Below are 23765 nucleotides of genomic sequence, written 5' to 3'. Positions count from 1 at the left end.
AAACAAAAGCCTCCCGAACAATTAGGAGGCTTTTTTTATAGCATCAACTTAATGGGCCATAGATTAAAAAATTATATTCTAGTTAGTGAGCAGGGCACTGAAATCTGTTAATCTGTGGCTAACCCTATTTACATTTACGGCCACAGATTAAAGGATTATTTTTTAGCTACCTAATTCACTTATTAAACAGAAACCAACCAAAATCTGTCAATCTGTGGCTAATGCCATTTATATTCTCAGCTACAGACTAAAGGATTATAATTTTATTTATCAAGCTGTCACTAACATTACCCGGCTACTTAATTACTCTCTTATATTGTAGCGACTTTGCATGAAAATTTACAATAAGGCCGACTTTCATCCCAGAAACGGCAAGGTAATTCAATATTTGGGCATAATGTTCTTCTACAATTCCGGCCTTGCATTTTACTTCAAGAATAATCCGGTTGTAAACATGAAAGTCAGCATAAAAAACATGCGGAAGAATAATGTCCTTATAGGCGATTAAAAACTCCTTCTCTCTCTGGTATACAATTCCTCTTTGACGTAATTCATACTCGATTGCATCTTTATACACAACTTCTAACAAACCGCTACCTAAAATGCGGTGAACTTCCATCGCAATGCCTATCAATTCGTAAGTTTCATCCTGGAGCGGGTAAAAATCCGATTGGTACATATCTCTTGCCATAGCTTAAAAAATAAGGGGCTTTAGAGATGATAAAAACAAGATAAGAAAAATTAATGAAGCAAAAGCCTAAACTTTACTCATATTCCACAGCCGTAGATTAAAGGATTATATCTTTAGCTATTTAGTTTATTTATTTAACCAAAAGCTAAATTTATTAATCTGCGACTAACATCATTTATACTCAAAGCCCCAGATTAAAGGATTATTTTTTAGCTATCTAATTCATTTATTAACCAGAAATCAACCAAAATCTGTCAATCTGTGGCTAACCCTATTTACATCTACGGCCACAGGTAAAGGATTATTTTTAATTATCTAATTCATTTATTAACCCGAAACCAACCAAAATCTGCTAAGCTGTGGCTAACATTATCTATACTTCTCCTGTATCTTTTTAGGCAACTTAGCTAACACTAGTGCCCTTGATGTCAACACCCTCTTCTTCAATTCTTCTTCCGTCAGGATATCCAAACGATCAATCTGTACCCACTGCCTCTTGGCCATGTGCGAAGCCTGATGAATACCATCTCTTACCGTCAGTTCCTCAAACTCTTCCGGTTCACATTTGGTAGAAAAGCTGTTTCCCTCTTCCAACGCAATAATCACAAACATCTTTTCTTCGATCATGAAACAAAGATGTTCCCATTTCATGCCTTCGGTTGTTCCAGGCAAACTGAGGCAAAACGTTCTAAAGCTTTCTATATTCATACCCTAAAGATAATCGATAACGACTGTTTTTTAGCAACTTTGCAATATGAATATCTTAACCAAAACCGCCGATGGCTCCAACACCTTGTTTAACGAAACCATTGGCGAGCACTACCACTCTGCCCATGGCGCCTTGCAAGAAAGCAGGCACGTTTTTATCGAGGCTGGATTAAAATTTGCCGTCGGTTTAAATCAGGGTCAGGCCATCAGTGTGCTCGAGGTTGGTTTTGGCACCGGATTGAATTTCATCCTAAGCAAGGCCCATTGCGAAGAACAACAGCAACCACTCAATTATGTCGGTATCGAAGCATTTCCCTTGCCTTTAGCTACCATTAGCCAAACGGGCTACAACGACTATGTTCCGGCAACAAGCTGGCAAGAATTTACAAGCCATTACGAACAGGCACTACAAAGCAAACAACAACTTTCTAGCTTTTGCAGTCTGAGCATTGCCCATACTACCCTGACCGATTTTAACACCAATCAGCAATTCGATTTGTTATACTACGATGCTTTTTCGGTAAGGCACCAACCCGAAATGTGGACCAACGAGCTGATTGCCCACGCATGTAGCTTCCTCAAATTGGGAGGCGTTTTTGTGAGCTATGCCATCACCGGAAACCTAAAAAGAGCCCTCAAAGCCTGTGGCATGCGTATCGAAAAATTGCCTGGCGCACCGGGCAAAAGAGAAATGATCAGGGCGATTAAGGAATAGCTTCATTGGCAATTGCCAGTTTTAGCTTTACCAAAACCATTCGCTGCACTTAGCTGTTTTGAAGTAGCAAAAAAGATTCACCAAACCAACAACTCTTTTCAGTCTACTGAATTTTCATCTATATTTATTTCAAATTTACCAGCTATGAAGGAAGTTTCCTTACCTTTTGTCGCCCGGCTAGCGCTGGCACTCCTCTCCATTATCATGATCGGCTATTTGGCCATTTTGGGAAAAAGCCTGCTATCGCCTTTGCTTTTTTCATTGCTCATGGCTTTTCTGCTGTTGCCTTTGGCCAATTTTTTAGAACGCAGGCTCAGGTTTAAACGTGGCTTGTCTTCTATCACATCTGTGATTGTGATGATTGCCGTGATTTATGGCATCATGTATTTTTTTGGCACGCAACTGAGCGAGCTTTGGGCCGATTGGCCATTGCTGGTTAAACAACTGACCGCCGCTTTTCATGATATACAACACTGGATTTCGAGAACTTTCCATGTCAATGCCACCAATCAGGAGGCCTACCTGAGCAACAGCGCTGAAAAAGCCCTGGCTACCGGCGCAACCCTGGTGGGCTCTACCCTGCTTACCATTTCTTCGAGCCTGCTGTTTTTGGCGTTTACCTTATTGTTTACGTTTTTCGTGTTGAATTACAGGCGCTTGCTGTTTACTTTCCTGACGACTGTTTTTGCCGAAAAACATAAAACCAAAGTAACCGAAATTGTGAGGGAAATACAGTGGATCATCAAAAAGTACATCACCGGGCTTTTTCTCCAAATGCTGATTGTTTCAACGCTCATGATCACTACCCTTTCTTTGCTGGGCGTAAAATATGCCATTTTATTGGGCCTCATTGCCGGTATTTTCAACATCATTCCTTACCTGGGCATTTCTACTGCCTTGCTCATTAGCGCACTCATCACCTTTGCCACCGCCGGCGCAGCCAAAGCCTTGTTTGTGATTTTGGCTTTTGTGGGCGTGCACACCATAGACGGCAACCTGCTGATGCCTTTGGTGGTTGGTTCGAAAGTAAAAATAAATGCGCTGTTTGCCTTTATTGGCATTGTAGTGGGCGAAATGATCTGGGGCATTTCGGGTATGTTTTTATGTATTCCCTATTTGGCCATGCTCAAGATCATTTTCGAAAGGGTTGATGGCCTTACCCCATGGGGACTTTTACTCGGCGAGGAGCAGAAACCTCATCCGCGCAAGCGAAAAGTTTACAGAATAACCAAAAAAATAAAGCTCGAAGAAGCCGAATAACATGAAAGAAAACGAAAGCAAATCGCCACACATCCTCAGCACATCGGCCAATTTACTGGGATTTTGCTTTATTGTGCTCACTTCAGTCAAGATTTCAAAGCTCAGCCAGTCCACCTACATAGACGAAGGCGCCGCGCTGGCCGTTATTTCGTTTATGGCCAGCTGCCTGCTTTCTTTTTTGAGCATGAAGAGCACTTCGCTGCACGCCAAGAAAATGGAACGTTTCGCCGATATCATGTTTTTGTTCGGACTTATCGTACTTTTGCTCACCACGATTATGATTACTTTCAACATTATCCACTAATATGCCTGCCAATATTCCGCCACCAGCTACCCAAAGTCCAGATACCGCTTTTTTAAGATTGCTTACCGTGCTCGATACCTTGCGCGCACAATGCCCTTGGGACAAAAAACAAACCATGGAAACCCTGAGGCACCTGACCATTGAAGAAACCTACGAACTGTCTGATTCGATTTTGGATGGCGATATGCAGGAAGTGAAAAAAGAACTGGGCGATTTGATGATGCACCTGGTTTTTTATGCGCGCATTGCCAGCGAAACCGACCAGTTTAACATTACCGATGTGCTCAACGGCGTATGCGACAAGCTCATCAGCAGGCATCCGCATATTTATGGCGATGTAGAGGTGAACAGCGAAGAAGATGTAAAACGCAACTGGGAACAGCTCAAGCTTAAAGAAGGCAATAAATCTGTTTTAGGAGGCGTACCGGGCTCATTGCCGGCCTTGGTTAAAGCCAGCCGCATACAGGAAAAAGCGCGTGGCGTAGGGTTCGATTGGGAAGAAAAAGAACAAGTTTGGGCCAAGGTTGAAGAAGAGCTACAAGAATTTAAGGACGAGTTTAACATTGCCGAAAACGAAACCATCGATACCGAAAAGGCAGAGGGCGAATTTGGCGACCTGCTTTTTTCGTTGGTCAATTATGCCCGTTTCATCAACATCAATCCCGAAAATGCGCTCGAAAAAACCAACAAAAAGTTCATTAAGCGCTTCCAGTTTTTAGAAGGCAAGGCCAAGGAAAACGGCAAAGCCCTGCAAGACATGACCCTGGCCGAAATGGACGTATATTGGAACGAGGCCAAAAAACTTTAAATTTACCGTACTTAACCTATCCACATGAAAAAATTGTACGTTCTCCTTTGCATGGCCTTTTTGATGCTACAGGCCAGTGCGCAAAGCGACAGCACCCATAGCCATACCCTGACCAAAGCCGAAACCGACGATTTTTTTACGCCGGCCTTCAAAAAGAAAAACCTCATCAACTTCCCTATTTTTAGGGCCTATACCTATAGCGACAAAAGTGGCACCTATTACGTGGCGCTTTCAGAGAGTTCGGACAAGATCAAGGCTAAAGACACCATCAACAATACCATCAAAGCCTTTAACTTTAAAGTAGATAAAGGGGTTGCGACCAAAAAATGGGAAATCAACGATTTTAAACTGCCTGACACCAAGGGCGCAACCATCGAAAGTTCCATCTGGTTCTGGACCAAATACTGCGAGTTTACCGATTTGGATGGCGATGGCTTGATTGAGCCGATTGTGGTGTACGGCACTTTTGGCAATAATGGCTACGATGATGGCCGCTTGAAGATTTTAGTCTACTACAAAGGACAAAAATCGGCCATCAGGCACCAGAACGGCGTATTAGATGGCGAAAGAAAAACACAGGTAGACCTAACTTTTTACAGTTTGCCAGCTAAAGTACAGGCCCATGTTAAGGAACTGATGGAAAAAATGGTGAAGAATAACCACGCCATTTTTCCAAGCAAATATTTAGATAAAATGGCCAAAAAGGCAACGCAAATCGCCGATTAAAAAATAAATTGCGCCATACTTTCGAAGTTTTAAAAACTTCGAAAGTATGATCTCTTATCCGTGCTTCTTCTTTTTGCTCATCACGGCTTTTTCGCCAGCACCAAAATTGCTGGTTTTGGCATTGCTTTTCTTCTTTTCGTGAAAGGCCGCTTTGCGAAAAGCTTCCTCTTCGGCTTCTTCTTTGCTCAGTTGCTTTTTTGAAGCATTTTCCTTGGTGGTTTCTTCAATCAGCAAATCATCTGGCAATTCGGCTATTTCTAATTTCTGACCAATAGACTGTTCTATTTTGCGTACTTCGGGCAATTCCAGATCGGTGGCAAAAGTAATGGCCATCACCTCCTCCGAATCCTGTTGCTTGATAATGCGCTGCAGATAGGTTTCTCGTTGGGCAGGCAACTCAAAATGGAATATAAACGGAATGCCTTTCCAATCAAAATCGCTTAACATTTCATTGGCTACAATCAGCACTCGGGCATTGGGTTCTGCCTTAAACGCTTCGACATCGTCAAAACCGGCTTCGTCAAAAAACAGGGGCTTATATACAAAAATATCGCTGGCCTTCCCATCAAAAAGGTCTTTGGCCAAAGTTTGTGCGGTTAGTCGGGTATTTACAAAAACGACTACCTTGTCAAACACTTCGCTGTCTTTAAGCAAAAGGTTGAGCAGGTTGAGCTTTGTTCTGAAATTAGGCACCTGATACAACAGTTGAGGTTGGGTTTCTACTTGGTTCTCGCCCAGGTCTTCTACCTCTATCAAAGTTGGAAAACGCATAAAGGCGCTGATCATTTTTTCCAGCTTTTCGTGCATCACCTCTGTAAACACCAGGTGCTGGCATTTTTGGATGCTGTTGGCCAGTTCGTTAATCGGCAGTTGCATGCCCTGTTTTACCATTTCGGCTGCATCGTCAATAACCATCAGCTGGATTTTATTGGTATTGAGGCCCAGTTTCAAGTAAACCGCCCTAGCTCTCGACGGAACGGCCACTACGATATCACAGCCATCGGTCAGCTCGTTTACCTGGTTTTCCATGCTGTTATCGGCATGGATGCCTACAATACGGATGGTTTGGTTCCTATTCAGTAGTTCGAACTGGGCCATCACCTCCTCTACCTTTTCTTTGGTAGGCACCAAAATCAGGGCTCTTGGCGCTTCTTCGAACCCATATTTGATGCGCATTAAAGTAGCCAGCACATAGGTAGTGGTTTTACCCGCACCTTCTGGCCCTACGGCAATAATATCTTGTCCGCCAATAATGCGCGACATGCTTCTAGCCTGTATTTCCTTGGCATTTAAATAGCCCAGTTCGGTCATTACCGAGTTCAAAGGCTTGCTTAATTTGAGTTGTTCTAAAGACACCATTGTAATATTGAACGGCAAATTTACAAAATATAAAGGGTAGGCTGGCCAAATACGGTCCATCTATCTGTTCTTTTTTAGAAAAGCCTGTAGCGTTTAGGGCTCCATGTGCGTATAGCTAATAAAACCAACCATATATGAGAAAACTAATCTACCTACTTATCCTGGTCTTCACTTTTTCAGCCTGTAAAAAAGAAAAAGGTACGGAAGTGTTTAATGGCACCTATGAAGGCTCTTTCATCGTTAGGATTGACGGAAAAAAGACGAATTATGAATCTAAGATTCTATTTGGCAACGGAAAATACAAAACGCTAAAAGGTGCTAAAGGTGGCAGTGGTACCTTTGTATTCATGAATTCGACCGATGCCATGGTAAATTTCAATGACGAAAATATATGGACAGCCGATTTTGACTGGAATTTGATTTTAAGCGGTTTATTTACATACAAAGCCCAGGGAGATAGCTTAATTTTGACCCGTTCTTTGCCTTATACGGCAGAAAATGGAAACAAACTTTACCAATATCGTTTAAAGCGCATCAGATAATAAATGGCCCAGCCACAGGCAACTCCTCTTAACGACTTATTGAGGAACTGCAAAGATGGAAATCTGCAGTTTCAGGAATTGCTGTACAAACAGTTCTATGGCTACGCTTTGGGGGTAGCTTCGAGGTACCTGATCAATAAGGAGGATGCTTTAGAGGTGGTGAACGATTCTTTTATCAAGGTTTTTAAATCGCTGCATACTTTCAGGGAAGACGCCGATTTCAAGGCCTGGTTCAGGAAAATATTGGTCAATACTTCACTAGACCACAAAAGAAGAAACATGCGCTTCAATCAGGCGATAGAGATGGTAGATACCGAAGTACAGACCACCTATCATTCGGCAATCGACCAGCTTTCGGCCAAAGACATCCTGCACCTGATGAAGAACCTGAACGAAACGCAACATTTGGTTTTTAACTTATACGAAATAGACGGCTACAGCCACAAAGAAATTGGGGAGATGCTGAATATCCCCGAAAGCTCGTCGAGAACTTACCTGACCAGGGCCAAACAGGCCCTGAAGAGTTTATTGAGCAATTATTCAATTTATACACGATGAAGCAGCAAGATGAAGAACTAACAAGGCATATTAAAGCCCTGTTTGAAGATGTGGATGATGGCCTAAGTGAAAACGGCTGGGCCGAACTGCGCAAAAAATATCCTGAAGCCCCAAGCAAAAAACTGCCTATCTGGTGGCTTTCGGGCATTGCGGCCTCTATTTTGGTAGTGGCTGGCCTCTTCTTGTTTACGCAAAAAAACACCCCAAAAACAGAACACAACGATCCACTGGTACAAACACCAAAAACAGAAAAACCTGATTACAAAACCGACAATACCTTAAGCCCAAATTCGCCTGTACAAACCGAAGGCGCTTCAACTGTAGCCAAGCCAAAGCCAGGTCAGCAAAAAAGAACCTCGCCAAATCAGGATTTAAGGTTTGCTCATCAAATGGCGAAAAACCCCAAAGAAAATCCAAGCATTGTGCCAGTCAATGCGGCACTGGCGCAAAAAGATAGCATTTCGAAAAATGTAACATCTCCGCAACAGGTTATTGCCAATCAGCCAGCCCAAAATCCTGTAGCAAACCAATCTGTTATTGCCGCGGTAACCGACCAGCCGGCCAAGCAGCCCAAAGACAATACGCCTCCGAAAAAAACCACCGAAGAGTTTTTGCAAGAGCAGAGCAAGGTTTTGATGGCCAGCAGCAACCACAAAAAAGAAGAAAAACAGCAGGAACTTAGCAATTCTTTCGATGTGTATACCGGCACTTTTGTAAACTATTACGCCAATAATGCGGCCAAAATTAATGCAGGTTTCGGGGTAAATGCCAACATCAAGGTGAGCCCGAACATATCGGTAAGCGTGGGTGCCGGCCTCAGCCAGAACAGGCTTTCTTACGACAATAGCAATTCCGTTCCGCGGAGCTTGGCCAGCGACGTTTCAAGCCAGGCCATGGCCTACAATGTGATGAGCAGCGAAAGCCGCATCAGCGACATCAAGGTCAATGCCCAATTGCTGAGCATAGACATTCCGATTACGGTTAAGTTCTATCCGGGCAAAAAGAAGAATTTTTACCTGGCAACTGGTATCAATTCCAACTCCTATTTATTACAACGTTATACTTATGACTATACCGTTCAAAATTCGGCTGCTTTTGTTAAAAGCGTTCCCATTGAAAAACAAACCGAGGAGAGCAAATTTAAGGGCTTCGATTTTGCCAATAGCGCGATTATTGCAATAGGACTTAGCCAAAGCATCGGCAGGAATACCATTATTTTCGAGCCTTATTTTAAGCCAACCATTGGCAGCATGGGCGAAAAAAACCTCAAAATCAATACGGCAGGCCTTAACCTCCGGTTCAATTTTACCGGTAAGAAAAAATAAACCCCAACTATGGAAACCCCACAGAAAAAAATCTTTGCAAGCGGCTTGCTGGCCTTTGCCATGGCCATTGCTTTGCTGGCCTGCAAAAAAGACAAGGCTGCCGATCTTTCGGGCAATTATACCATTGCCAACAACAAGGCCCTTGAACTGCAGCCCAACGGTCAAACGGCCGTTCAGCTTGCCGTAACCGCCATCGAAGATACGCGCTGTCCACCCAATGCCTTTTGTGCGGTTGCAGGATGGGGCAAAGTAGCCCTAACGGTTAAGGACAGGGGCATTGCAAAAGAAAAAAAGCTGACCTTATACACTGGCTACAACCTGCCCAAAGAGCAAAAGGATATGGCCAAGATCAACATCAACGGCAGCAATTACATCATCCAGCTCAGCGACATTACTCCATATCCAGGTATTAATACCACCGAAAAAACCGTTCAGCTCAGGCTAAGCAAACTCTAAATCCGAACCCGATGAAAATATTGAAACAAAACCCGCTTCCAGGAAGCTTATTTGCACTTTTCTTGCTGATTATGGCCATCGCCTGCAAAAAAGACAAAACTGCCGATCTCTCTACCCAGTTTATGGTAAGCCAAGCCCAAACCTACGAGTTTAAACAAGGAGAAAACGTTATAGTAACGGTTGCTTTAACCACCGTACAAGACAGCCGATGCCCGATCAATGCCGATTGCGTTTCAGCAGGCTACGGAATGGTAACACTCAAAATCAAAGACCTGAGCATAGGCTCCGAAAAAAACCTAAATCTCTACATCGGCGGTGCTGTACCCAACGGACAGAAAGATTTGGCACCAATTACTTTAAATGGCACCAATTACATCATCCAACTCAAAGACATTAGTCCCTTTCCGCAGCTAAACATGCCACAAATACCATCAAGTGCCCGACTTTCGTTAACCAAGATTTAGGAAATCAAAAAAAGTTTTTAAAAAACAGTCATTTTTATTTGTACAGCACTATTTATAGGAGTATAGGCACTAAAGCCTTGCACAAATAATCATGATACTGTCAGATGACATGAAAAAAGAGCTCGCCAGAATGCTAGAGCTTATTCATTACAAACCGAAGTCGAGTCGCTAACGATTCCTTCCCAAGAGGCTGGCCTGTTCTTCAATGGTTTGAACAGGCCAGCCTTTTTTAGTTACAGGCCATCAAAATTATTTGGTGCTTTATATAAGCAACGGATTTAACCTTAGGCCGATTTCATCAAATTTTTGATACAAATTGATAATCATTTAAACAATGTGTAAGTTTAAGAGCCTGTTTTGGCGGGTTCTAACCGAAAACTTATCCTTATTCAAATGAAACATCGTGCACAATTTCGCATGATTGCTTCATCAACATTAAAAACAACTTAAAGCTGATGAAAAAACTACTACTCAATTTATTCTTGATTGCCCTTGGCGGAAGTGCTTATGCGCAGGATGCCGTGAGCTACCAAATGCCTCCAAAAGCAATTGCCGATCTGTTGCTGGCCAAGCCAACGCCAGGCGTAAGCATAGACAGCAAGGCCGAATGGATGCTGTTCAGCGAACGTAACTCTTACCCTTCTGTGGAGGAGCTGGCCATGCCCGAATATCGCATTGCCGGCATGCGTATCAATCCGAACAACTACTCGGCCAGCAGGCAAACGTTTATCAACAATTTCACCCTTAAAAACATTAAAACAGGTAAAACGGCCACGGTTCTCGGCTTGCCTACGCCTCTGTATGCAGGCAACGTAAGCTGGAGCCCAAGCGAAACCAAAATTGCCTTTACGCAGACTACCCAAAACCGGGTTGATCTCTACGTAATCGACGTAGCCACGGCCAAGGCAACCAAAATCAACAAACAGCCCATCAATGCCATTATGGGTGGTGGCGCTACCTGGGTTGACGACAATACGCTGCTTTACCGCGTAGCCACCAAAGCCGCCAGCTTAGCACCAAAACGTACGCTTACGCCAAAAGGGCCAACCATTCAGGAAAACCTGGGCAAGGCTGCGCCAAGTGCTACATTGCAGGATTTGATCAAATCGCCGTTTGATGAGCAATTATTCGAGTTTTTTGCCACTTCACAGCTGGTGCAAAACAAAGGTGGCGTAGAAACCCCAATTGGCAAGCCAGCCATTTACAGCGGTATTTCGCTCTCGCCCGACAAAAACTACATGATGGTTAGAACCATTAAAAAACCTTTTTCTTACCTGGTTTCGGCGGGAGGCTTCCCTTCGGTAGTAAACATTACCGACAGGACTGGAAAAGTGGTTAAGCAACTGGCCGATTTGCCTTCAACCGAAGTGCGTCCATCGGGCAACGATAACGTTCAGAATGTGCCAAGAGGTTTCGATTGGCGCGATGACGAACCTGCTACCATTGTATGGGCCGTTCCGTTAGACAGTGGCTTGATTAAAAAGAATGTAGAATACCACGATCAGGTTTTATCGCTTTCGGCACCTTTTAACGCTACGCCAAAAGAGCTTTTAAAAACCAAGATGCGTTATGGTGGCATCAGCTGGGGCAATGCTTCTTTGGCTTTGGTAAGGGAAAATTCGAGGATCAAACAGGTGTCGAAATTAAGCCGTTTTAATCCGAGTACCGGAGCTTTAGAAACCTTGTACGAACTGAATACCACCGATGCCTACAACAATCCGGGCATGCCAGTTACCGAAAAGAACAAATACGGTCGCCAGGTAATTCTGACCACCGACAATGGCACCAAATTGTTGCTCAACAACACTACGGGCGCTTCGGCAAAGGGAGATTTGCCTTTCTTGGCCAAATTTGACTTGGCCACCAAAAAATCGGAAATCCTATGGCGCTGCCAACCGGGATCTTTCGAAATGGTAACCGATGTTTTAGATCCTCAAAAACTGGTATTGCTTACCCGCAGGGAAAGTCAAAAAGAGGTACCAAACTATTTCATCAAAAACCTGATTTTGCGCGTTGCCGACAGACAGATTACCAATTTCACCAATCCTTATACGCAGTTGGATGGGGTTATGAAACAAAAAATTTCGTATAAACGTGCCGATGGCATTGATTTGACCGGCGATTTGTATTTGCCAAAAGGCTATAACAAAGACAAAGACGGACCATTGCCTGTACTGATCTGGGCTTACCCACGCGAGTTCAACTCGGCTACCGACGCGGCCCAGGTACGTGGTTCTCAAGACAGGTTTACCACCATCAGCTCTGGTGGACCATTATTTTTTGTAACCCAAGGCTACGCCATTTTAGACAATGCCGAAATGCCGATTGTGGCCAAAGACGGCAAAAAACCTAACGATACCTTTGTAGAGCAGCTGAAACTGAACGCCGAAGCGGCCATCAACAAATTAAGCGAAATGGGCGTGGGCGACAGAAACCGCATGGCAGTAGGCGGCCACAGCTATGGCGCCTTCATGACGGCCAATTTGTTGGCACATACCAATTTGTTTAAAGCGGGTATTGCACGCAGCGGTGCCTACAACAGAACGCTTACGCCTTTCGGTTTCCAAAACGAAGACCGTACCTATTGGGAAGCGCCTCAGTTGTACTATGAAATGAGCCCATTTAGCTATGCCGATAAAATCAAAACACCAATTTTATTGATCCACGGCGAAATGGACGACAACCAAGGTACTTTCCCGATCAACAGCGAGCGTTTATTCAATGCCATTAAAGGCTTTGGCGGCACTACGCGTTTCGTGTTCCTGCCTTACGAAGCACATGGCTACCGTGGCAAGGAAAACATCCTGCACATGCTTTGGGAAATGAACACTTGGCTTAACACTTACGTTAAAAACGCCAAATAGCAAAAAAACCGCATCATAAGCTTGCCATCGTTAAGGTGGCAAGCTTTTTTATTTGTTCTCGTTCTTGATGCGCCAAAACAGTATCTTTATTTTATCAACTTAACCCAATTCACGTATGCTACGATCCTCCAGAAACAAACTGTTAGCCCTTGCCCTGATTATTTGCTGTATCCTTTCCGTAAACAGTATCTATGCGCAAAAAAAATCGAAATTCAATGTGATTGCCTTTTACACCGGCAAAAACGACATGGCCCATGTAAGCTATGTACACGAAGCCAACCAGTGGTTTCCTAAAATGGCCGAAAAATATGGCTTCACTTACGACTCTACCGCCAACTGGAACAATTTAAATGCGACATTTCTAGCCAAATACCAAGTCGTGCTCTTTTTAGACACCCGGCCAGAAAAACCCGAACAACGCCTTGCTTTCGAAAACTATATGAAAAACGGAGGCGCATGGATGGGCTTCCACTTTTCGGCCTTTGCCCTCACTCCTTCTGCCTACGAACAAAATTGGAACTGGTACCACAACGAATTTTTAGGTTCTGGTCAATACGGCAGCAACACTTGGCGACCAACTTCGGCCGTTTTGAGGGTTAATCGCAAACATCCGGCAACCCAAAAGCTACCCGAAACCTTTACATCGCAACCCAACGAGTGGTACAGATGGGAAAAAGACCTGCGCAAAAACCCCGATATCGATATTTTGCTCAGCATCGATTCGACCAGTTTCCCTTTGGGCACGGGCCCTAAAGCACATGAAATTTGGCACAACGGCTATTATCCGGTGGTATGGAGCAATAAAAACTACAAGATGATTTACGTAAACATGGGCCACAACGATATGGACTATGAACACAAATACGGCAAAGATGTTAAAACCTTATCCTACACCTTCGACAATGATATTCAAAACCAAATGATTATCGATGGGCTACTGTGGCTGGGAAACGGCAAAAAAACAAAAACTAAAAAATAAACAATGGAAAATTTCGACTGGACCTCTTTTACGCTCCGAATAGCCATTAAGGCCGATAGGCAAGCCATTTACAAGGCCTGGGCTACTAAAGAAATAGAAAAATGGTTTTTAAGCGAAGCCGATTATTTGGCCGCCGACAATCAGCCTATCGATGCCACGCAATTGGCTACAGTTGGCAATCGCTACGTTTGGCGCTGGTTTCTTTACGAGGATATGGAGAAAGGCGAAGTAACACAAGCCGACGGCAAGACTTTTTTTGAATTTACCTTTGCCGGAAGCTGCCTCGTCAACATTACATTAACCGAAGAAAACGAATATACTGTAGTTACCCTCACCCAAAAGAATATCCCTACCGACGATAACAGCAAAAAATATATCCGTTTAGGCTGCCACGGAGGCTGGTCGTTTTATTTGGTCAACCTCAAATCGGTATACGAAGGCGGCTTGGACCTGAGAAACAAAGACAATCGCTTTAAACCCATGCTTAACAATTAAAAAACAATGGAAAAAATCATAGCAGTTATCCGCGCCTCGCGCAACAAATTACTGAGCACTATCGCTGATCTTACAACAGCAGAGTTGAACCACATCCCTAAAGGCTTTAACAACAACCTGGCCTGGCAGGTTGGCCATTTGGTGGTAAGTCAGCAAATTTTATGCTACCGCTTATCAGGCAATCCTTTCGTTATCGAAGAACACCTGATCGACCTTTACAAAAATGGCTCTAAGCCTGAAAGGCCTTTCAGCGATGAAGAAATAAGCCAGATGAAGACTTACCTGCTCAGTACCATCGACCAGTTGGAAGCCGACCTTAAAACCAACAAATTCGACAATTATTCGCCTTACACCATTTCTACCTATCCGGGCCTAAGCCTTCAAAGCGTTAAAGATGCAGTCACGTTTATCGTATCGCACGATGGCTTGCATTATGGTTCCAGTTTGGCTTTAAAGAAATTAGTAAAACTAGAAGCATAAAGCCAATAGGATATTTTTTGCCACAGCTTAACAGATTTATAATACCAAAATCTATTAGGCTGTGGCTATTACTCGTCAAAAATCAGTGTATCTTTGCGGGGCATGAGATATTTCTTCCACATCGGCTACAATGGCCATTACTACAATGGCTGGCAAAAACATCCCAAAGCGAACAGCATACAAGAAGTCATCGAGCTCAAGCTCAGCCAGATCTTTAAAACACCCCTCACCGTTGTGGGTTGTGGCCGAACCGATTCGCAAGTACACGCCAGTCAGTTTTTTTTCCATGTAGACCTGCCTTATGAATGGGATTACGACCTCCAATTCAGGCTCAATACCATATTGCCACACAACATTGCCGTTTTCGACATCATTAAGGTTGAAGAAAAGCGCCATGCCCGCTTCGATGCCGTGCAACGCCAGTACGACTACTACCTGCATACCTACAAAGACCCGTTTTTAAGTCAGCAAAGTACTTTTTACCGACATAAAGACCTGAATTTGTCCGAAATGAAAAAAGCGACAAATCTTTTGCCGCAGTACAAAGATTACAGGGCGCTTTGCACTTCGCCCGACAAAAACGAACATACGCTCTGCTACGTACGCGATGCCAAACTATTCAGCTCGGCCAATGGCGAACATGTCCGTTTCCATATTTCGTCAAACCGATTTTTGAGCAAGATGATCAGGATTATTATGGGCAAGTTGCTTAAAATTGGCCGGAACGAATTGAGCGTAGCCGAATTTGAAAGCTACCTGATCAACAAAACGCCACCGGCCTTGCTAGAGCCTGCCCACCCTACCGGATTATACCTTTCTAAAGTAACCTATCCCTACCTCGACCTGCCCCTGCGATCGGAGTTTGCAGGCCTGCAAAGCAAGGATTGGGTAGAAATTACTTCGTAAACAAACCTTGGTACAAAACACCATCAGCCGATGGGAAATCGAAGGCCAAAAGTTTGGCAATGATGGGTGCAATGTCTTCTTCGCCCATTTGTGGGATCACTACGCCTGGTTTAATGCCTTTGCCAAAAACGACAAATCCGGTTTGTATTTCCTTAAAATCGGGGAAGTAGCCATGCGTACCTCCTTTTCCAGGTTTAACCAGCTCGCCTTCGGCCGATGGGCCAAAAGAAACGCCTTGTTCGGCAGTTAAGGCCAATGCGGCATTCGGATCGGCACCTACCTCGTCGAGCGCGGTCCTATCTACCACTTTAAACAAACGTTTTTGACCAGTTGTTAAGCCGTTCAAAATCGATTTGACTTTATCCAGCGTAGCCTTGTCTTTTGGATCTTTCAAATGCAAAAATGCCGAGCCGCCACTGGCATGGAAATAGGCTTTCCAGCTGTCTTTTTTGGCAGGATCGTACAAACCGGCCTTGGCCAGCAGCACATTAGGCGTTACTTGGGTATGCACGTCTACAAAGCCATGGTCGCCAGTTACAATAATGGTGGTGTTCTTTTTAATGCCGGCTTTTTCTACTGCATCGATAATGGTTTTGATAGCCCTGTCGGCACCAGCTACCGCCGATCTTACCTTTGGCCCCTCTCTGCCTTCTTCGTGCTCAAAATGATCAACCTGTGCAATGTGAATGGCCAAAAACGAAGGCTTGTATTTTTGGATCAGGTAAGAAGCCATGCGCGATTTGTTTTCGTCGCTCGAATAATAGTCCAAATCGGCTCCGCCTTGGCCCAGTTTGCCCGTGGCAAGTTCCTGTACTTCTTCAAACAAACCTTTGGGATTGGCTACATCGGCCAAGGCCTTGATTTCGTCGTTTTGCTCGCCTTTGTTTTTGGGCAGATACCAATATTCGGGCAGGTTATAGGTAATAGGCGCACCTAGCGTTACCGGCCAGCCTACGCAAGCCGTGGTTAAACCAGCCTGTTTGGCCGCACTCCAAATGGTGGGCACTTTAATGCTCGAGTAGTCCCAGTACCATTTGCCACTAATGCCCAATGGTTCTACGGGCGTGTTGTAGTAAATACCATGTTTTGATGGTTTTACGCCCGTTAAAATGGTGGTATGCGAAGGATAGGTAACTGTTGGAAAAACACCACGAACGCCTTGGGCATAAGAACCCGTTTGCATGGCCTGGCGCAAATTGACCATGGCCCAGTTCGGATCCATATAAAATTCTGGCCTCAGGCCATCAACGCTGATTACAATCACGTGGTTTTCTTGCGCTTTAAGCATCGCCGACAAACCACAACACAACAATAGGGAAAATAGAATATTCTTCATCACAATGGGAAATAAAATTGCCCAAAGCTAGGAGCCCCATATTAGGTTAAGGGTAAGCCAAAGGTTAAGAAAACGTTAATGGAGCCCACTAATAGGTTAATTGGTACCCTGTGCTTCACTCCAAAAAAACATTTCCATCTCGTGGCATTTTTTCGGAACTTCGTTCAGCCTTTGGCCAACCCCTTTCAAAATGCCACACGAAATCATCAACCAGAAATACCTTTTAAACAAAATGCCGGGCAAAGGTGGCTGGACGTTTATCGTAATTTCGGAAATACCGAAAGAAAAAAGAGGCTATTTTGGCATGGTTAAAATCAGCGGCTGGATAGACAGCTACCAGCTCGACAATGTAAACCTGATGCCCATGAAAAACGGCAGCCTGTTTTTACCGGTGAAGGCCGAAATCAGGAAACGCATTGGCAAAGAAGCGGGTGCGTGGGTAGACCTGGTTTTGTACAGCGACACTGTTGCACTGGCAGAAAGCGCACTCAGCACCGAAGAAGAATTTCTTCTATGTCTTGAAGATGAACCGCTTGCCCTTAAAACCTACCAAAAGTGCAACAAGGAGGAACAACAGGCTTTTATCAGCTGGATTGACGGTGCCAAAAACGAAGAAGCCAAAGTGGAAAGAATGGTACAGGCTATAGATCGCCTGGCCAAGAACCTGAAAATAGATAAAAAGGGTTAGTATTGCCTTAACAACCTTGCAAGATCGTTGGTGAAGAACACCAACGAAAGCTTACTCATTTAAACCTTATTTCCTTGGTTTACCTTTGTTGGTGTTCCTCATCAACAAGCTATTTCATCAAGCATTTAACTAAACCGTTGGTGAAAACAACAATGGAAGCTTGCTTATTTAAACTTCATTTCCTCAACTTGCCCTTGTTGGTATTCCTCGCCAACAAGCCTACCATTACGTATTTAGCAAGATCGTTGGTGAAGAACACCAACGGGAGCATGTTTATTTAAGCCTCATATTGAAATTATTATTGCAATTGTTGGTGTTCCCCACCAACAAACCTACCATTAGGTGTTTAGCTAGAACGTTGGTGAAGAACACCAACGGAGGCATATTTATTTAAGCCTCATATTGAAATTATTATTGCAATTGTTGGTGTTCCCCACCAACAAGCCTACCATTAAGTACTTAGCTAGAACGTTGGTGAAGAACACCAACGGAGGCTTACCTATTTAAACCTCATTTCCTCGGCTTGCCCTTGTTGGTGTTCCTCACCAACAAGCTATTTCATCAAGTATTTAGCTAAAACCGTTGGTGAAGAATACCAACAAGCCTATTTAAACCTAATGGCCTTTAACGGACTGATTCTACTTACCAGCAACGATGGAACCAGCAATACCAAGAAACACACCACGATGGTGGCCAAATTGAGCAGCAGCACATCAATAAAATGTACTTCTATAGGCACGTATGAAAGGTAATAATTGGTTTGGTTGAGTTTAAACACCTCCGTATACTGTTGCAAAAAGGCCAGTCCAAGTCCCAAAATATTGCCCAGTATCAAGCCTATGCCCACCAGGTAGATGGCATTGTACAGAAAAATCTTCATGATGCCCACATTAGCCATGCCCAGCGATTTAAGCAAGCCAATCATAGTAGTACGTTCTAAAATCATAATCAGCAAAGCCGTTACCATATTGATTACGCCCACAATCATCATCAAAACCAGCAGTACCTTGGTATTTACATCCAGCAACGAAAGCCAGTTGAAGATTTCGGGCGTGCTTTCCTTTACCGAGCGCGAACGCAACTTGAGTTCCAAATTGGCATAAACATCGTCGGCGGTGGTTTTAAGTTGCGAAAAGTCCTTCACCTTGACTTCAATCCCACCCATCTGGTTGGGGGCCCAATTGTTTACGCTCCGGATGATATTGATGTCGCCAACGGCAAAGTTCTTGTCGATATTCTCGATACCCACACTGAAAATGCCTACAATTTTGAACTTCCGTTTTTTGGGTGGATTCTGTACAAAATGCATCAGAAAACTATCGCCAGTTTTCAGCTTCAAGCGATTGGCCGTATAGTTCGATATCATGATCTGGTTGGCGCCACTATCGGCAAAGTTGAGGACGCTCCCACTCACCAAATGCTTTTTCAGAAACCGCCAATCGTAACTGGCATCCACCCCCTTAAAATTGATGCCCTCTACCTCGCCATTGGCCGAGATGATGGCCGGTTTGGTGGCAAAGGGATAAAAGGAAGCCAAGGCATTATTGTTTTTGAGGTACCTGAGCGTGGTATCGTTGGGCACAAAAGGCGATTTTTCGAAAGAGCCGTTTAAATCGAAGCGGTAAATCTGCACATCGCCGATAAAGCCCCGAACCTTGTCCTGGATTTCGGTTTTGAACCCCTTGATAATGGCTACCGAAAGAATCATTACGGCGAGGCTAAGCATCACGCCGGCAATCGCTATGCGCACAATGAGCTTCGAAAAAGTCCGCTCAGATTTGATGGCCATCCGCCTCGCAATGAAATATTCTATATTCAAGTTTTGTAATAAGTTGTAACTTAGCAAAAGTGCTGATTCAATTTTGAACTCGCACATAAATCTTTAAAAAACCTGATTAATGAAGAAGTTTGCTGCTGTTTTTACTTTCGTATTTGCCGTTTTAACCTTAGGTGCCTGCGCACAAGAACGCCAGGCAAAAAAAGCTGCCGAAAAACCCGGACTGAAAACCGGAGCCGAACAAACCGAAAAATATGTGCCCCTTTTAAAAGGCAAACGCGTTGGCATGGTGGTTAATCCAACATCTATAATTGGCAAGCAGACCTCGGTAGACAGCCTGTTGAAACGTGGCGTTAATATTGTAAAAATCTTCGGCCCTGAACACGGTTTTAGAGGCAATGCCAGTGCTGGCGTTCATGTCGACGATGGCGTTGATACCAAAACAGGCATCAAAGTGGTTTCGCTATATGGCAAACACAGCACGCCGACCAAAGAAGAACTGGCGGATATAGACATCATGGTTTTTGACATTCAGGATGTTGGCGTACGCTTTTATACCTACATCAACACCTTGCAACATGTGATGGAAGCCTGTGCCCAAAACAACAAGGAGCTGATGATTTTGGACCGGCCTAACCCTAACGGTTTTTATGTAGACGGTCCGATTTTGGATCCACGTTTCAAATCTGGCATTGGCATGCAGCCTATTCCTATTGTACACGGCCTTACGGTTGCCGAATATGCCCAAATGCTAAATGGCGAAGGCTGGCTCAAAGACAAGCTCAAATGCAAGCTGTACATCATTAAAAATGCCAATTACAATCACGATATGCCTTATGAGCTGCCGGTAAAACCATCGCCCAACCTCAATACGGCGCAAGCTATTTTGTTATACCCAAGCACTTGTTTGTTTGAAGGCACCTACCTCAACCACGGCCGTGGCACACAATTTCCCTTTACCGTAGTAGGCGCCCCTTACTACAAAGGCATTTATTCGTTCTCTTATACCCCAACCAGTATCAAAGGCATGGCCGAAACGCCTTTGTTTCAAGACCAGGTTTGCTACGGACTTGACCTGAGAAATTACGATACTTCAAACTTTAGGAAGACAAAAATGTTAAACCTAAGCTGGATGATCGAATTGTACAAAGCCTCGCCCAAGAAAGAAGATTTCTTTAACAGCAAGCTGAGCAAAGAAATGGGCACTATTGAGCGCTTGGTTGGCGTAGATACCTTCAGACAGCAACTCATTGCCGGAAAATCTGAACAAGAAATCCGCGCAAGCTGGGAACCCGGATTAAGCAAGTACAAACAGATGCGTAAAAAATACTTGCTCTATCCATAAAACAGGCAAGTTGCGGACAAGGGAACAATTACCTTTCAGCAACCTGTTTTTCCTATCAAAAAAGCGCTCCAAAAGTAAGTTATTAACCGTGCTAAACCCTTGTTAAAGTGACCGATCAAACCAAAATAGTTATTGCAGGCATTGGTGGGGTTGGTGGTTATTTTGGAGGCCTATTGGCCAAAAAATACGCCAACAGCGCTATTCAGGTATCTTTTATTGCCCGTGGTCAGCATCTCGAACAAATCAGGGAACGAGGCTTAACGGTCATCAAAGGCGAAGAATCGTTCATTGCCCAACCCTACCTGGCTACCGACAAAGCCAACGAAATCGGCTTGGCCGACTATGTGCTCATTTGTACAAAAAACTACGACCTAGATACAATCATTGCCCAGTTAAAACCTTGCATTGGCCCACAAACCCTAATATTGCCACTACTCAATGGCATTGAAGGCGCCGAAAAAATCAGGACCTTGTTGCCTCAAACCACTGTGGCTTCGGGTTGCGTGTATATCGTTTCGGCGATCAAAGAACCCGGCGTGGTAGAGAACATTGGCCATCAGCAGAAACTTTTTTTTGGCATAGAGCAGGTTACAGACGAACGGCTTACCAAGCTTGAACATTTGCTGCAAGAGGCCGGCATTGAAGCCACGCTTACCACCACGATTTCGAAAATCATATGGCAGAAATTCATTTTTCTTTCGTCGCTGGCTACGGCCACGTCCTATTTTGACCAACCCGTTGGGCAATTGCTACAAACAAACCGCGAAACCTTGGCCCAGCTGATTACCGAAGTCACTACCCTAGCCAAGGCCAAAGGCATAGCCGTTGATGCAGCTATTATGGACAAGTCGATGGCGCACTACGAATCTCTGCCCGATACAGCTACCTCTTCCATGCACCGCGATTTTATGGCCAACAAACAAACCGAACTCGAATCGCTAACGGGCTACGTGGTTAAACAAGGCCAGTTATTAGGGCTTGATTTGCCTACTTTCGAAAAGGCTTTTGCGGGCTTGAGTAGCAAATAATTTTTTTAATCATTATTCGCCTTTTTCAAAAAACGCAGGAGTACTTCTTCGGTTGAAACCATAGAAACAAGAGAAATTTGAACGAATTTTAGTTATTTTTGTATGGAACAGCCCCGGTTTTCGGTTGCTGAGCATAAATAACATTCTGATGAAAATAGTTTTTATGGGTACGCCCGAATTTGCCGTTGCTTCTTTAGATGCCTTGCTACAGGCCGGACTTGACGTTGTTGCCGTAGTAACTGCCGCCGACAAACCTGCCGGTCGTGGACAAAAACTAAGCGAAAGTGCTGTTAAAAAATATGCTGTTGCAAAAGGGATTCCAGTATTGCAGCCTCTGAAACTAAAAGATCCAGAATTTATTGAAGAATTGAAGGCCTTTAAGGCCGATCTGCAAGTGGTGGTGGCTTTCAGGATGTTGCCCGAAGTGGTTTGGAACATGCCACCCAAAGGCACCATTAACCTGCACGCCTCTTTACTGCCCCAATACCGTGGCGCAGCTCCTATTAACCACGTTATCATTAATGGCGAAAAGGAAAGTGGCGCAACCACCTTTTTCTTGAAACACGAAATTGATACCGGCGATATCATCTTTTCGGATGCCGTAGCCATTACCGACGACGAAAGTGCAGGTTCATTGCACGATAAACTGATGGACTTGGGTGCTAATTTATTGGTGAGGACTGTAAAGGCCATCGAAGCCAACGATTATAACGAGATACCGCAGCCAGAAAGCGACGAGCTTAAAATGGCACCCAAAATTTTCAAGGAATTTTGCAAGGTCGATTGGAACCAGCCTAGCCAAACGGTTTACAACCACATTAGAGGCCTCAGCCCTTACCCTACCGCTTTTACCACTTTTAACGACAAGGCTCTAAAAATATTCGGCGCTGTTTTGGAAGAAAAAGAACCCGGAATTTCTGCTGGTGCTTTTTTAACCGATGGCAAAACCTTCTTGAAATTTGCCACCAAAGACGGCTTTTTAAAGGTAACCGACATCCAATATGAAGGTAAAAAGCGCATGCCGATCGAAGAATTTTTACGAGGCATACGCCTTTAAATGATAACAGACAGGCCGAAATGACACTGCCTGTTATCCAAAAAACTATCGGTTATAGTTATAATTGTCGATAGCCCTTTCCATGTTTCTGGCACCCGACCGCTGGATCAGAAAACCGCCCACGCTTAAACCCGTACCCAATCCTAGCAATACAAAGCTAGGAGTATAGCTGCGATCTTTATAGGTCGGCATGCCCCTGTTGGTACTGCCGTTTTGCTTAAAGGGATCGCCAGCTACCAAGGTAATTACACCCGCAAGAATGGCAGCGCCCCCAGCTACATACATCGCCGTGCCGGTATTCATGTTTTTCCTGTAGCTTTTAAGCAGGTCCAAACTTTGCGGATTATCGGCCATATCGGTGCTCAGGTTGGCATAATTGACCCTTTTCAAATCGGCAAAGCCCTTGTTGTAGAACATACGCTTGCTGACCGGCTCCCGCCTAAAGCCACTAAATCGATAATCGACCCCCTCGTAAAGCACATCTTCATAAATAACCTGCTGGTAAAGGTTGATTTTTCCTTCGATAATCCTTTCGGCAAACGATGCTTCACCAAAAAAGTTGAGCTGTCGGGTGTTGGCAAAGAAGCCCCTTTCATTGTTGAAGAATTTGACCTGTGCTGTCGGTACGCTTCTCGAATCGGCACTCAATACCCAATTGCCTAAAAAATTAGGCCGTAAGCGTACTTTTTGTGCATAAATGGTAGAATCGGAATAGAGATACAGGTAGTTTCTGTTTTCGTTCACCTGCGAACGAGCGTTTAGGCCATAGCAGGCCATAACGATGATGAGTAATTTTTTCATATCGGTTCATTTTGTGTATAACCAATAATACTAAAATTCTACGAGGAATATTTGACTAACCGCAATTTAATCCTGTAAAATATAGGATGGACG

Annotated in this window: 25 protein-coding genes; 19 read left to right on the top strand and 6 right to left on the bottom strand. The window is 44.1% G+C overall.

The genetic code is table 11. From position 1 onward, the window contains the following. Window positions 1-295: 295 nt before the first annotated feature. Both VRU48_RS00475 and VRU48_RS00470 read right to left on the bottom strand, forming a co-directional pair. Window positions 296-691, bottom strand: a complete 396-nt coding sequence (locus VRU48_RS00475; protein ID WP_330105971.1) for a GxxExxY protein — start codon at window positions 689-691, stop codon at window positions 296-298. A gap of 369 nt (window positions 692-1060) precedes the next feature. Continuing rightward, entirely contained in the window at window positions 1061-1399 is a 339-nt protein-coding gene (locus VRU48_RS00470; protein WP_330105970.1) for an MmcQ/YjbR family DNA-binding protein, read from the bottom strand. Between the two features lie 46 nt (window positions 1400-1445). Between VRU48_RS00470 and mnmC2 the strand changes: the two genes are divergently transcribed. The 5 genes from mnmC2 to VRU48_RS00445 all read left to right on the top strand — a co-directional run bounded on the left by mnmC2 (window position 1446) and on the right by VRU48_RS00445 (window position 5212). Beyond that, window positions 1446-2114: a tRNA (5-methylaminomethyl-2-thiouridine)(34)-methyltransferase MnmC2 gene (gene mnmC2 / locus VRU48_RS00465; RefSeq protein WP_330105969.1), complete on the top strand. Its 669-nt coding sequence runs from the start codon at window positions 1446-1448 to the stop codon at window positions 2112-2114. A gap of 144 nt (window positions 2115-2258) precedes the next feature. Beyond that, the gene (locus tag VRU48_RS00460) at window positions 2259-3374 is read left to right on the top strand and encodes an AI-2E family transporter (protein WP_330105968.1); all 1116 of its coding nucleotides are present in this window, start codon (window positions 2259-2261) and stop codon (window positions 3372-3374) included. Window position 3375: 1 nt separating this feature from the next. After that, window positions 3376-3678 carry a hypothetical protein gene (locus VRU48_RS00455; protein ID WP_330105967.1) on the top strand — a complete coding sequence of 101 codons (303 nt, stop codon included), beginning with the start codon at window positions 3376-3378 and terminating at the stop codon, window positions 3676-3678. 1 nt (window position 3679) lies between these two features. Next, window positions 3680-4486: a nucleoside triphosphate pyrophosphohydrolase gene (mazG, locus tag VRU48_RS00450; protein ID WP_330105966.1), complete on the top strand. Its 807-nt coding sequence runs from the start codon at window positions 3680-3682 to the stop codon at window positions 4484-4486. A 24-nt stretch (window positions 4487-4510) separates the two neighbouring features. Next, window positions 4511-5212 (top strand): M949_RS01915 family surface polysaccharide biosynthesis protein, encoded by a 702-nt coding sequence (locus tag VRU48_RS00445; protein WP_330105965.1) that lies wholly within the window; start codon window positions 4511-4513, stop codon window positions 5210-5212. 54 nt (window positions 5213-5266) lie between these two features. On the opposite strand, the gene VRU48_RS00440 is transcribed toward VRU48_RS00445, so the two are convergent. Beyond that, entirely contained in the window at window positions 5267-6571 is a 1305-nt protein-coding gene (locus VRU48_RS00440) for a DEAD/DEAH box helicase (protein ID WP_330105964.1), read from the bottom strand. A 134-nt stretch (window positions 6572-6705) separates the two neighbouring features. Between VRU48_RS00440 and VRU48_RS00435 the strand changes: the two genes are divergently transcribed. The 10 genes from VRU48_RS00435 (at window position 6706) to truA (ending at window position 15640) form a co-directional block, all read left to right on the top strand. Next, window positions 6706-7113, top strand: a complete 408-nt coding sequence (locus VRU48_RS00435) for a hypothetical protein (protein ID WP_330105963.1) — start codon at window positions 6706-6708, stop codon at window positions 7111-7113. 3 nt (window positions 7114-7116) lie between these two features. After that, window positions 7117-7671, top strand: a complete 555-nt coding sequence (locus tag VRU48_RS00430; protein WP_330105962.1) for an RNA polymerase sigma factor — start codon at window positions 7117-7119, stop codon at window positions 7669-7671. Continuing rightward, window positions 7668-8996 (top strand): hypothetical protein, encoded by a 1329-nt coding sequence (locus VRU48_RS00425; RefSeq protein ID WP_330105961.1) that lies wholly within the window; start codon window positions 7668-7670, stop codon window positions 8994-8996. Before VRU48_RS00430 ends, VRU48_RS00425 begins: the two co-directional genes overlap by 4 nt. 9 nt (window positions 8997-9005) lie before the next feature. Further along, window positions 9006-9452, top strand: coding sequence for a hypothetical protein (locus tag VRU48_RS00420; RefSeq protein ID WP_330105960.1), 447 nt, complete (start codon window positions 9006-9008; stop codon window positions 9450-9452). 11 nt (window positions 9453-9463) lie between these two features. Then, complete coding sequence (locus VRU48_RS00415) at window positions 9464-9916, top strand: hypothetical protein (RefSeq protein WP_330105959.1); 453 nt, start codon at window positions 9464-9466, stop codon at window positions 9914-9916. A 455-nt stretch (window positions 9917-10371) separates the two neighbouring features. Beyond that, window positions 10372-12780 (top strand): alpha/beta hydrolase family protein, encoded by a 2409-nt coding sequence (locus VRU48_RS00410; RefSeq protein WP_330105958.1) that lies wholly within the window; start codon window positions 10372-10374, stop codon window positions 12778-12780. Between the two features lie 115 nt (window positions 12781-12895). Further along, window positions 12896-13759 (top strand): ThuA domain-containing protein, encoded by an 864-nt coding sequence (locus VRU48_RS00405; RefSeq protein ID WP_330105957.1) that lies wholly within the window; start codon window positions 12896-12898, stop codon window positions 13757-13759. Between the two features lie 3 nt (window positions 13760-13762). Then, entirely contained in the window at window positions 13763-14254 is a 492-nt protein-coding gene (locus VRU48_RS00400; RefSeq protein WP_330105956.1) for an SRPBCC family protein, read from the top strand. A 6-nt stretch (window positions 14255-14260) separates the two neighbouring features. Then, window positions 14261-14734, top strand: coding sequence for a DinB family protein (locus VRU48_RS00395; RefSeq protein WP_330105955.1), 474 nt, complete (start codon window positions 14261-14263; stop codon window positions 14732-14734). Between the two features lie 102 nt (window positions 14735-14836). Further along, window positions 14837-15640 carry a tRNA pseudouridine(38-40) synthase TruA gene (truA, locus tag VRU48_RS00390; RefSeq protein WP_330105954.1) on the top strand — a complete coding sequence of 268 codons (804 nt, stop codon included), beginning with the start codon at window positions 14837-14839 and terminating at the stop codon, window positions 15638-15640. Here truA and VRU48_RS00385 read toward each other — a convergent pair. Further along, window positions 15630-16976, bottom strand: coding sequence for an alkaline phosphatase family protein (locus VRU48_RS00385; RefSeq protein WP_330105953.1), 1347 nt, complete (start codon window positions 16974-16976; stop codon window positions 15630-15632). The genes truA and VRU48_RS00385 overlap by 11 nt on opposite strands. A 190-nt stretch (window positions 16977-17166) precedes the next feature. Here VRU48_RS00385 and VRU48_RS00380 point away from each other — a divergent pair, with 190 nt between their 5' ends. Continuing rightward, entirely contained in the window at window positions 17167-17664 is a 498-nt protein-coding gene (locus tag VRU48_RS00380) for a YdeI/OmpD-associated family protein (protein WP_330105952.1), read from the top strand. A gap of 604 nt (window positions 17665-18268) precedes the next feature. On the opposite strand, the gene VRU48_RS00375 is transcribed toward VRU48_RS00380, so the two are convergent. Next, the gene (locus tag VRU48_RS00375) at window positions 18269-19483 is read right to left on the bottom strand and encodes an ABC transporter permease (protein WP_330105951.1); all 1215 of its coding nucleotides are present in this window, start codon (window positions 19481-19483) and stop codon (window positions 18269-18271) included. Between the two features lie 79 nt (window positions 19484-19562). On the opposite strand from VRU48_RS00375, the gene VRU48_RS00370 reads away from it, so the two are divergent. The 3 genes from VRU48_RS00370 to fmt all read left to right on the top strand — a co-directional run bounded on the left by VRU48_RS00370 (window position 19563) and on the right by fmt (window position 22871). Then, the gene (locus VRU48_RS00370) at window positions 19563-20786 is read left to right on the top strand and encodes an exo-beta-N-acetylmuramidase NamZ family protein (protein WP_330105950.1); all 1224 of its coding nucleotides are present in this window, start codon (window positions 19563-19565) and stop codon (window positions 20784-20786) included. 107 nt (window positions 20787-20893) lie between these two features. Continuing rightward, on the top strand, window positions 20894-21814 hold the full coding sequence (locus tag VRU48_RS00365; protein ID WP_330105949.1) for a ketopantoate reductase family protein: 921 nt from the start codon (window positions 20894-20896) through the stop codon (window positions 21812-21814). Between the two features lie 148 nt (window positions 21815-21962). Beyond that, window positions 21963-22871 carry a methionyl-tRNA formyltransferase gene (fmt, locus tag VRU48_RS00360; protein ID WP_330105948.1) on the top strand — a complete coding sequence of 303 codons (909 nt, stop codon included), beginning with the start codon at window positions 21963-21965 and terminating at the stop codon, window positions 22869-22871. A gap of 45 nt (window positions 22872-22916) precedes the next feature. On the opposite strand, the gene VRU48_RS00355 is transcribed toward fmt, so the two are convergent. After that, window positions 22917-23672: a hypothetical protein gene (locus VRU48_RS00355; protein WP_330105947.1), complete on the bottom strand. Its 756-nt coding sequence runs from the start codon at window positions 23670-23672 to the stop codon at window positions 22917-22919. Between the last annotated feature and the right edge of the window lie 93 nt (window positions 23673-23765).

Source organism: Pedobacter albus, from assembly GCF_036324255.1.
GTDB lineage: Bacteria > Bacteroidota > Bacteroidia > Sphingobacteriales > Sphingobacteriaceae > Pedobacter > Pedobacter albus.
This window is presented reverse-complemented; position numbering and strand designations above follow the sequence as displayed.

Coding starts and splice junctions, on each gene's coding strand:
- fmt (WP_330105948.1), top strand. CDS start 21,963: ATGAAAATAGTTTTTATGGGTACGCCCGAATTTGCCGTTGCTTCTTTA.
- VRU48_RS00370 (WP_330105950.1), top strand. CDS start 19,563: ATGAAGAAGTTTGCTGCTGTTTTTACTTTCGTATTTGCCGTTTTAACC.
- VRU48_RS00395 (WP_330105955.1), top strand. CDS start 14,261: ATGGAAAAAATCATAGCAGTTATCCGCGCCTCGCGCAACAAATTACTG.
- VRU48_RS00405 (WP_330105957.1), top strand. CDS start 12,896: ATGCTACGATCCTCCAGAAACAAACTGTTAGCCCTTGCCCTGATTATT.
- mnmC2 (WP_330105969.1), top strand. CDS start 1,446: ATGAATATCTTAACCAAAACCGCCGATGGCTCCAACACCTTGTTTAAC.
- VRU48_RS00460 (WP_330105968.1), top strand. CDS start 2,259: ATGAAGGAAGTTTCCTTACCTTTTGTCGCCCGGCTAGCGCTGGCACTC.
- mazG (WP_330105966.1), top strand. CDS start 3,680: ATGCCTGCCAATATTCCGCCACCAGCTACCCAAAGTCCAGATACCGCT.
- VRU48_RS00470 (WP_330105970.1), bottom strand. CDS start 1,399: ATGAATATAGAAAGCTTTAGAACGTTTTGCCTCAGTTTGCCTGGAACA.
- truA (WP_330105954.1), top strand. CDS start 14,837: ATGAGATATTTCTTCCACATCGGCTACAATGGCCATTACTACAATGGC.
- VRU48_RS00420 (WP_330105960.1), top strand. CDS start 9,006: ATGGAAACCCCACAGAAAAAAATCTTTGCAAGCGGCTTGCTGGCCTTT.
- VRU48_RS00380 (WP_330105952.1), top strand. CDS start 17,167: ATGCCACACGAAATCATCAACCAGAAATACCTTTTAAACAAAATGCCG.
- VRU48_RS00355 (WP_330105947.1), bottom strand. CDS start 23,672: ATGAAAAAATTACTCATCATCGTTATGGCCTGCTATGGCCTAAACGCT.
- VRU48_RS00415 (WP_330105959.1), top strand. CDS start 9,464: ATGAAAATATTGAAACAAAACCCGCTTCCAGGAAGCTTATTTGCACTT.
- VRU48_RS00400 (WP_330105956.1), top strand. CDS start 13,763: ATGGAAAATTTCGACTGGACCTCTTTTACGCTCCGAATAGCCATTAAG.
- VRU48_RS00410 (WP_330105958.1), top strand. CDS start 10,372: ATGAAAAAACTACTACTCAATTTATTCTTGATTGCCCTTGGCGGAAGT.
- VRU48_RS00475 (WP_330105971.1), bottom strand. CDS start 691: ATGGCAAGAGATATGTACCAATCGGATTTTTACCCGCTCCAGGATGAA.
- VRU48_RS00425 (WP_330105961.1), top strand. CDS start 7,668: ATGAAGCAGCAAGATGAAGAACTAACAAGGCATATTAAAGCCCTGTTT.
- VRU48_RS00430 (WP_330105962.1), top strand. CDS start 7,117: ATGGCCCAGCCACAGGCAACTCCTCTTAACGACTTATTGAGGAACTGC.
- VRU48_RS00445 (WP_330105965.1), top strand. CDS start 4,511: ATGAAAAAATTGTACGTTCTCCTTTGCATGGCCTTTTTGATGCTACAG.
- VRU48_RS00455 (WP_330105967.1), top strand. CDS start 3,376: ATGAAAGAAAACGAAAGCAAATCGCCACACATCCTCAGCACATCGGCC.
- VRU48_RS00385 (WP_330105953.1), bottom strand. CDS start 16,976: ATGAAGAATATTCTATTTTCCCTATTGTTGTGTTGTGGTTTGTCGGCG.
- VRU48_RS00440 (WP_330105964.1), bottom strand. CDS start 6,571: ATGGTGTCTTTAGAACAACTCAAATTAAGCAAGCCTTTGAACTCGGTA.
- VRU48_RS00435 (WP_330105963.1), top strand. CDS start 6,706: ATGAGAAAACTAATCTACCTACTTATCCTGGTCTTCACTTTTTCAGCC.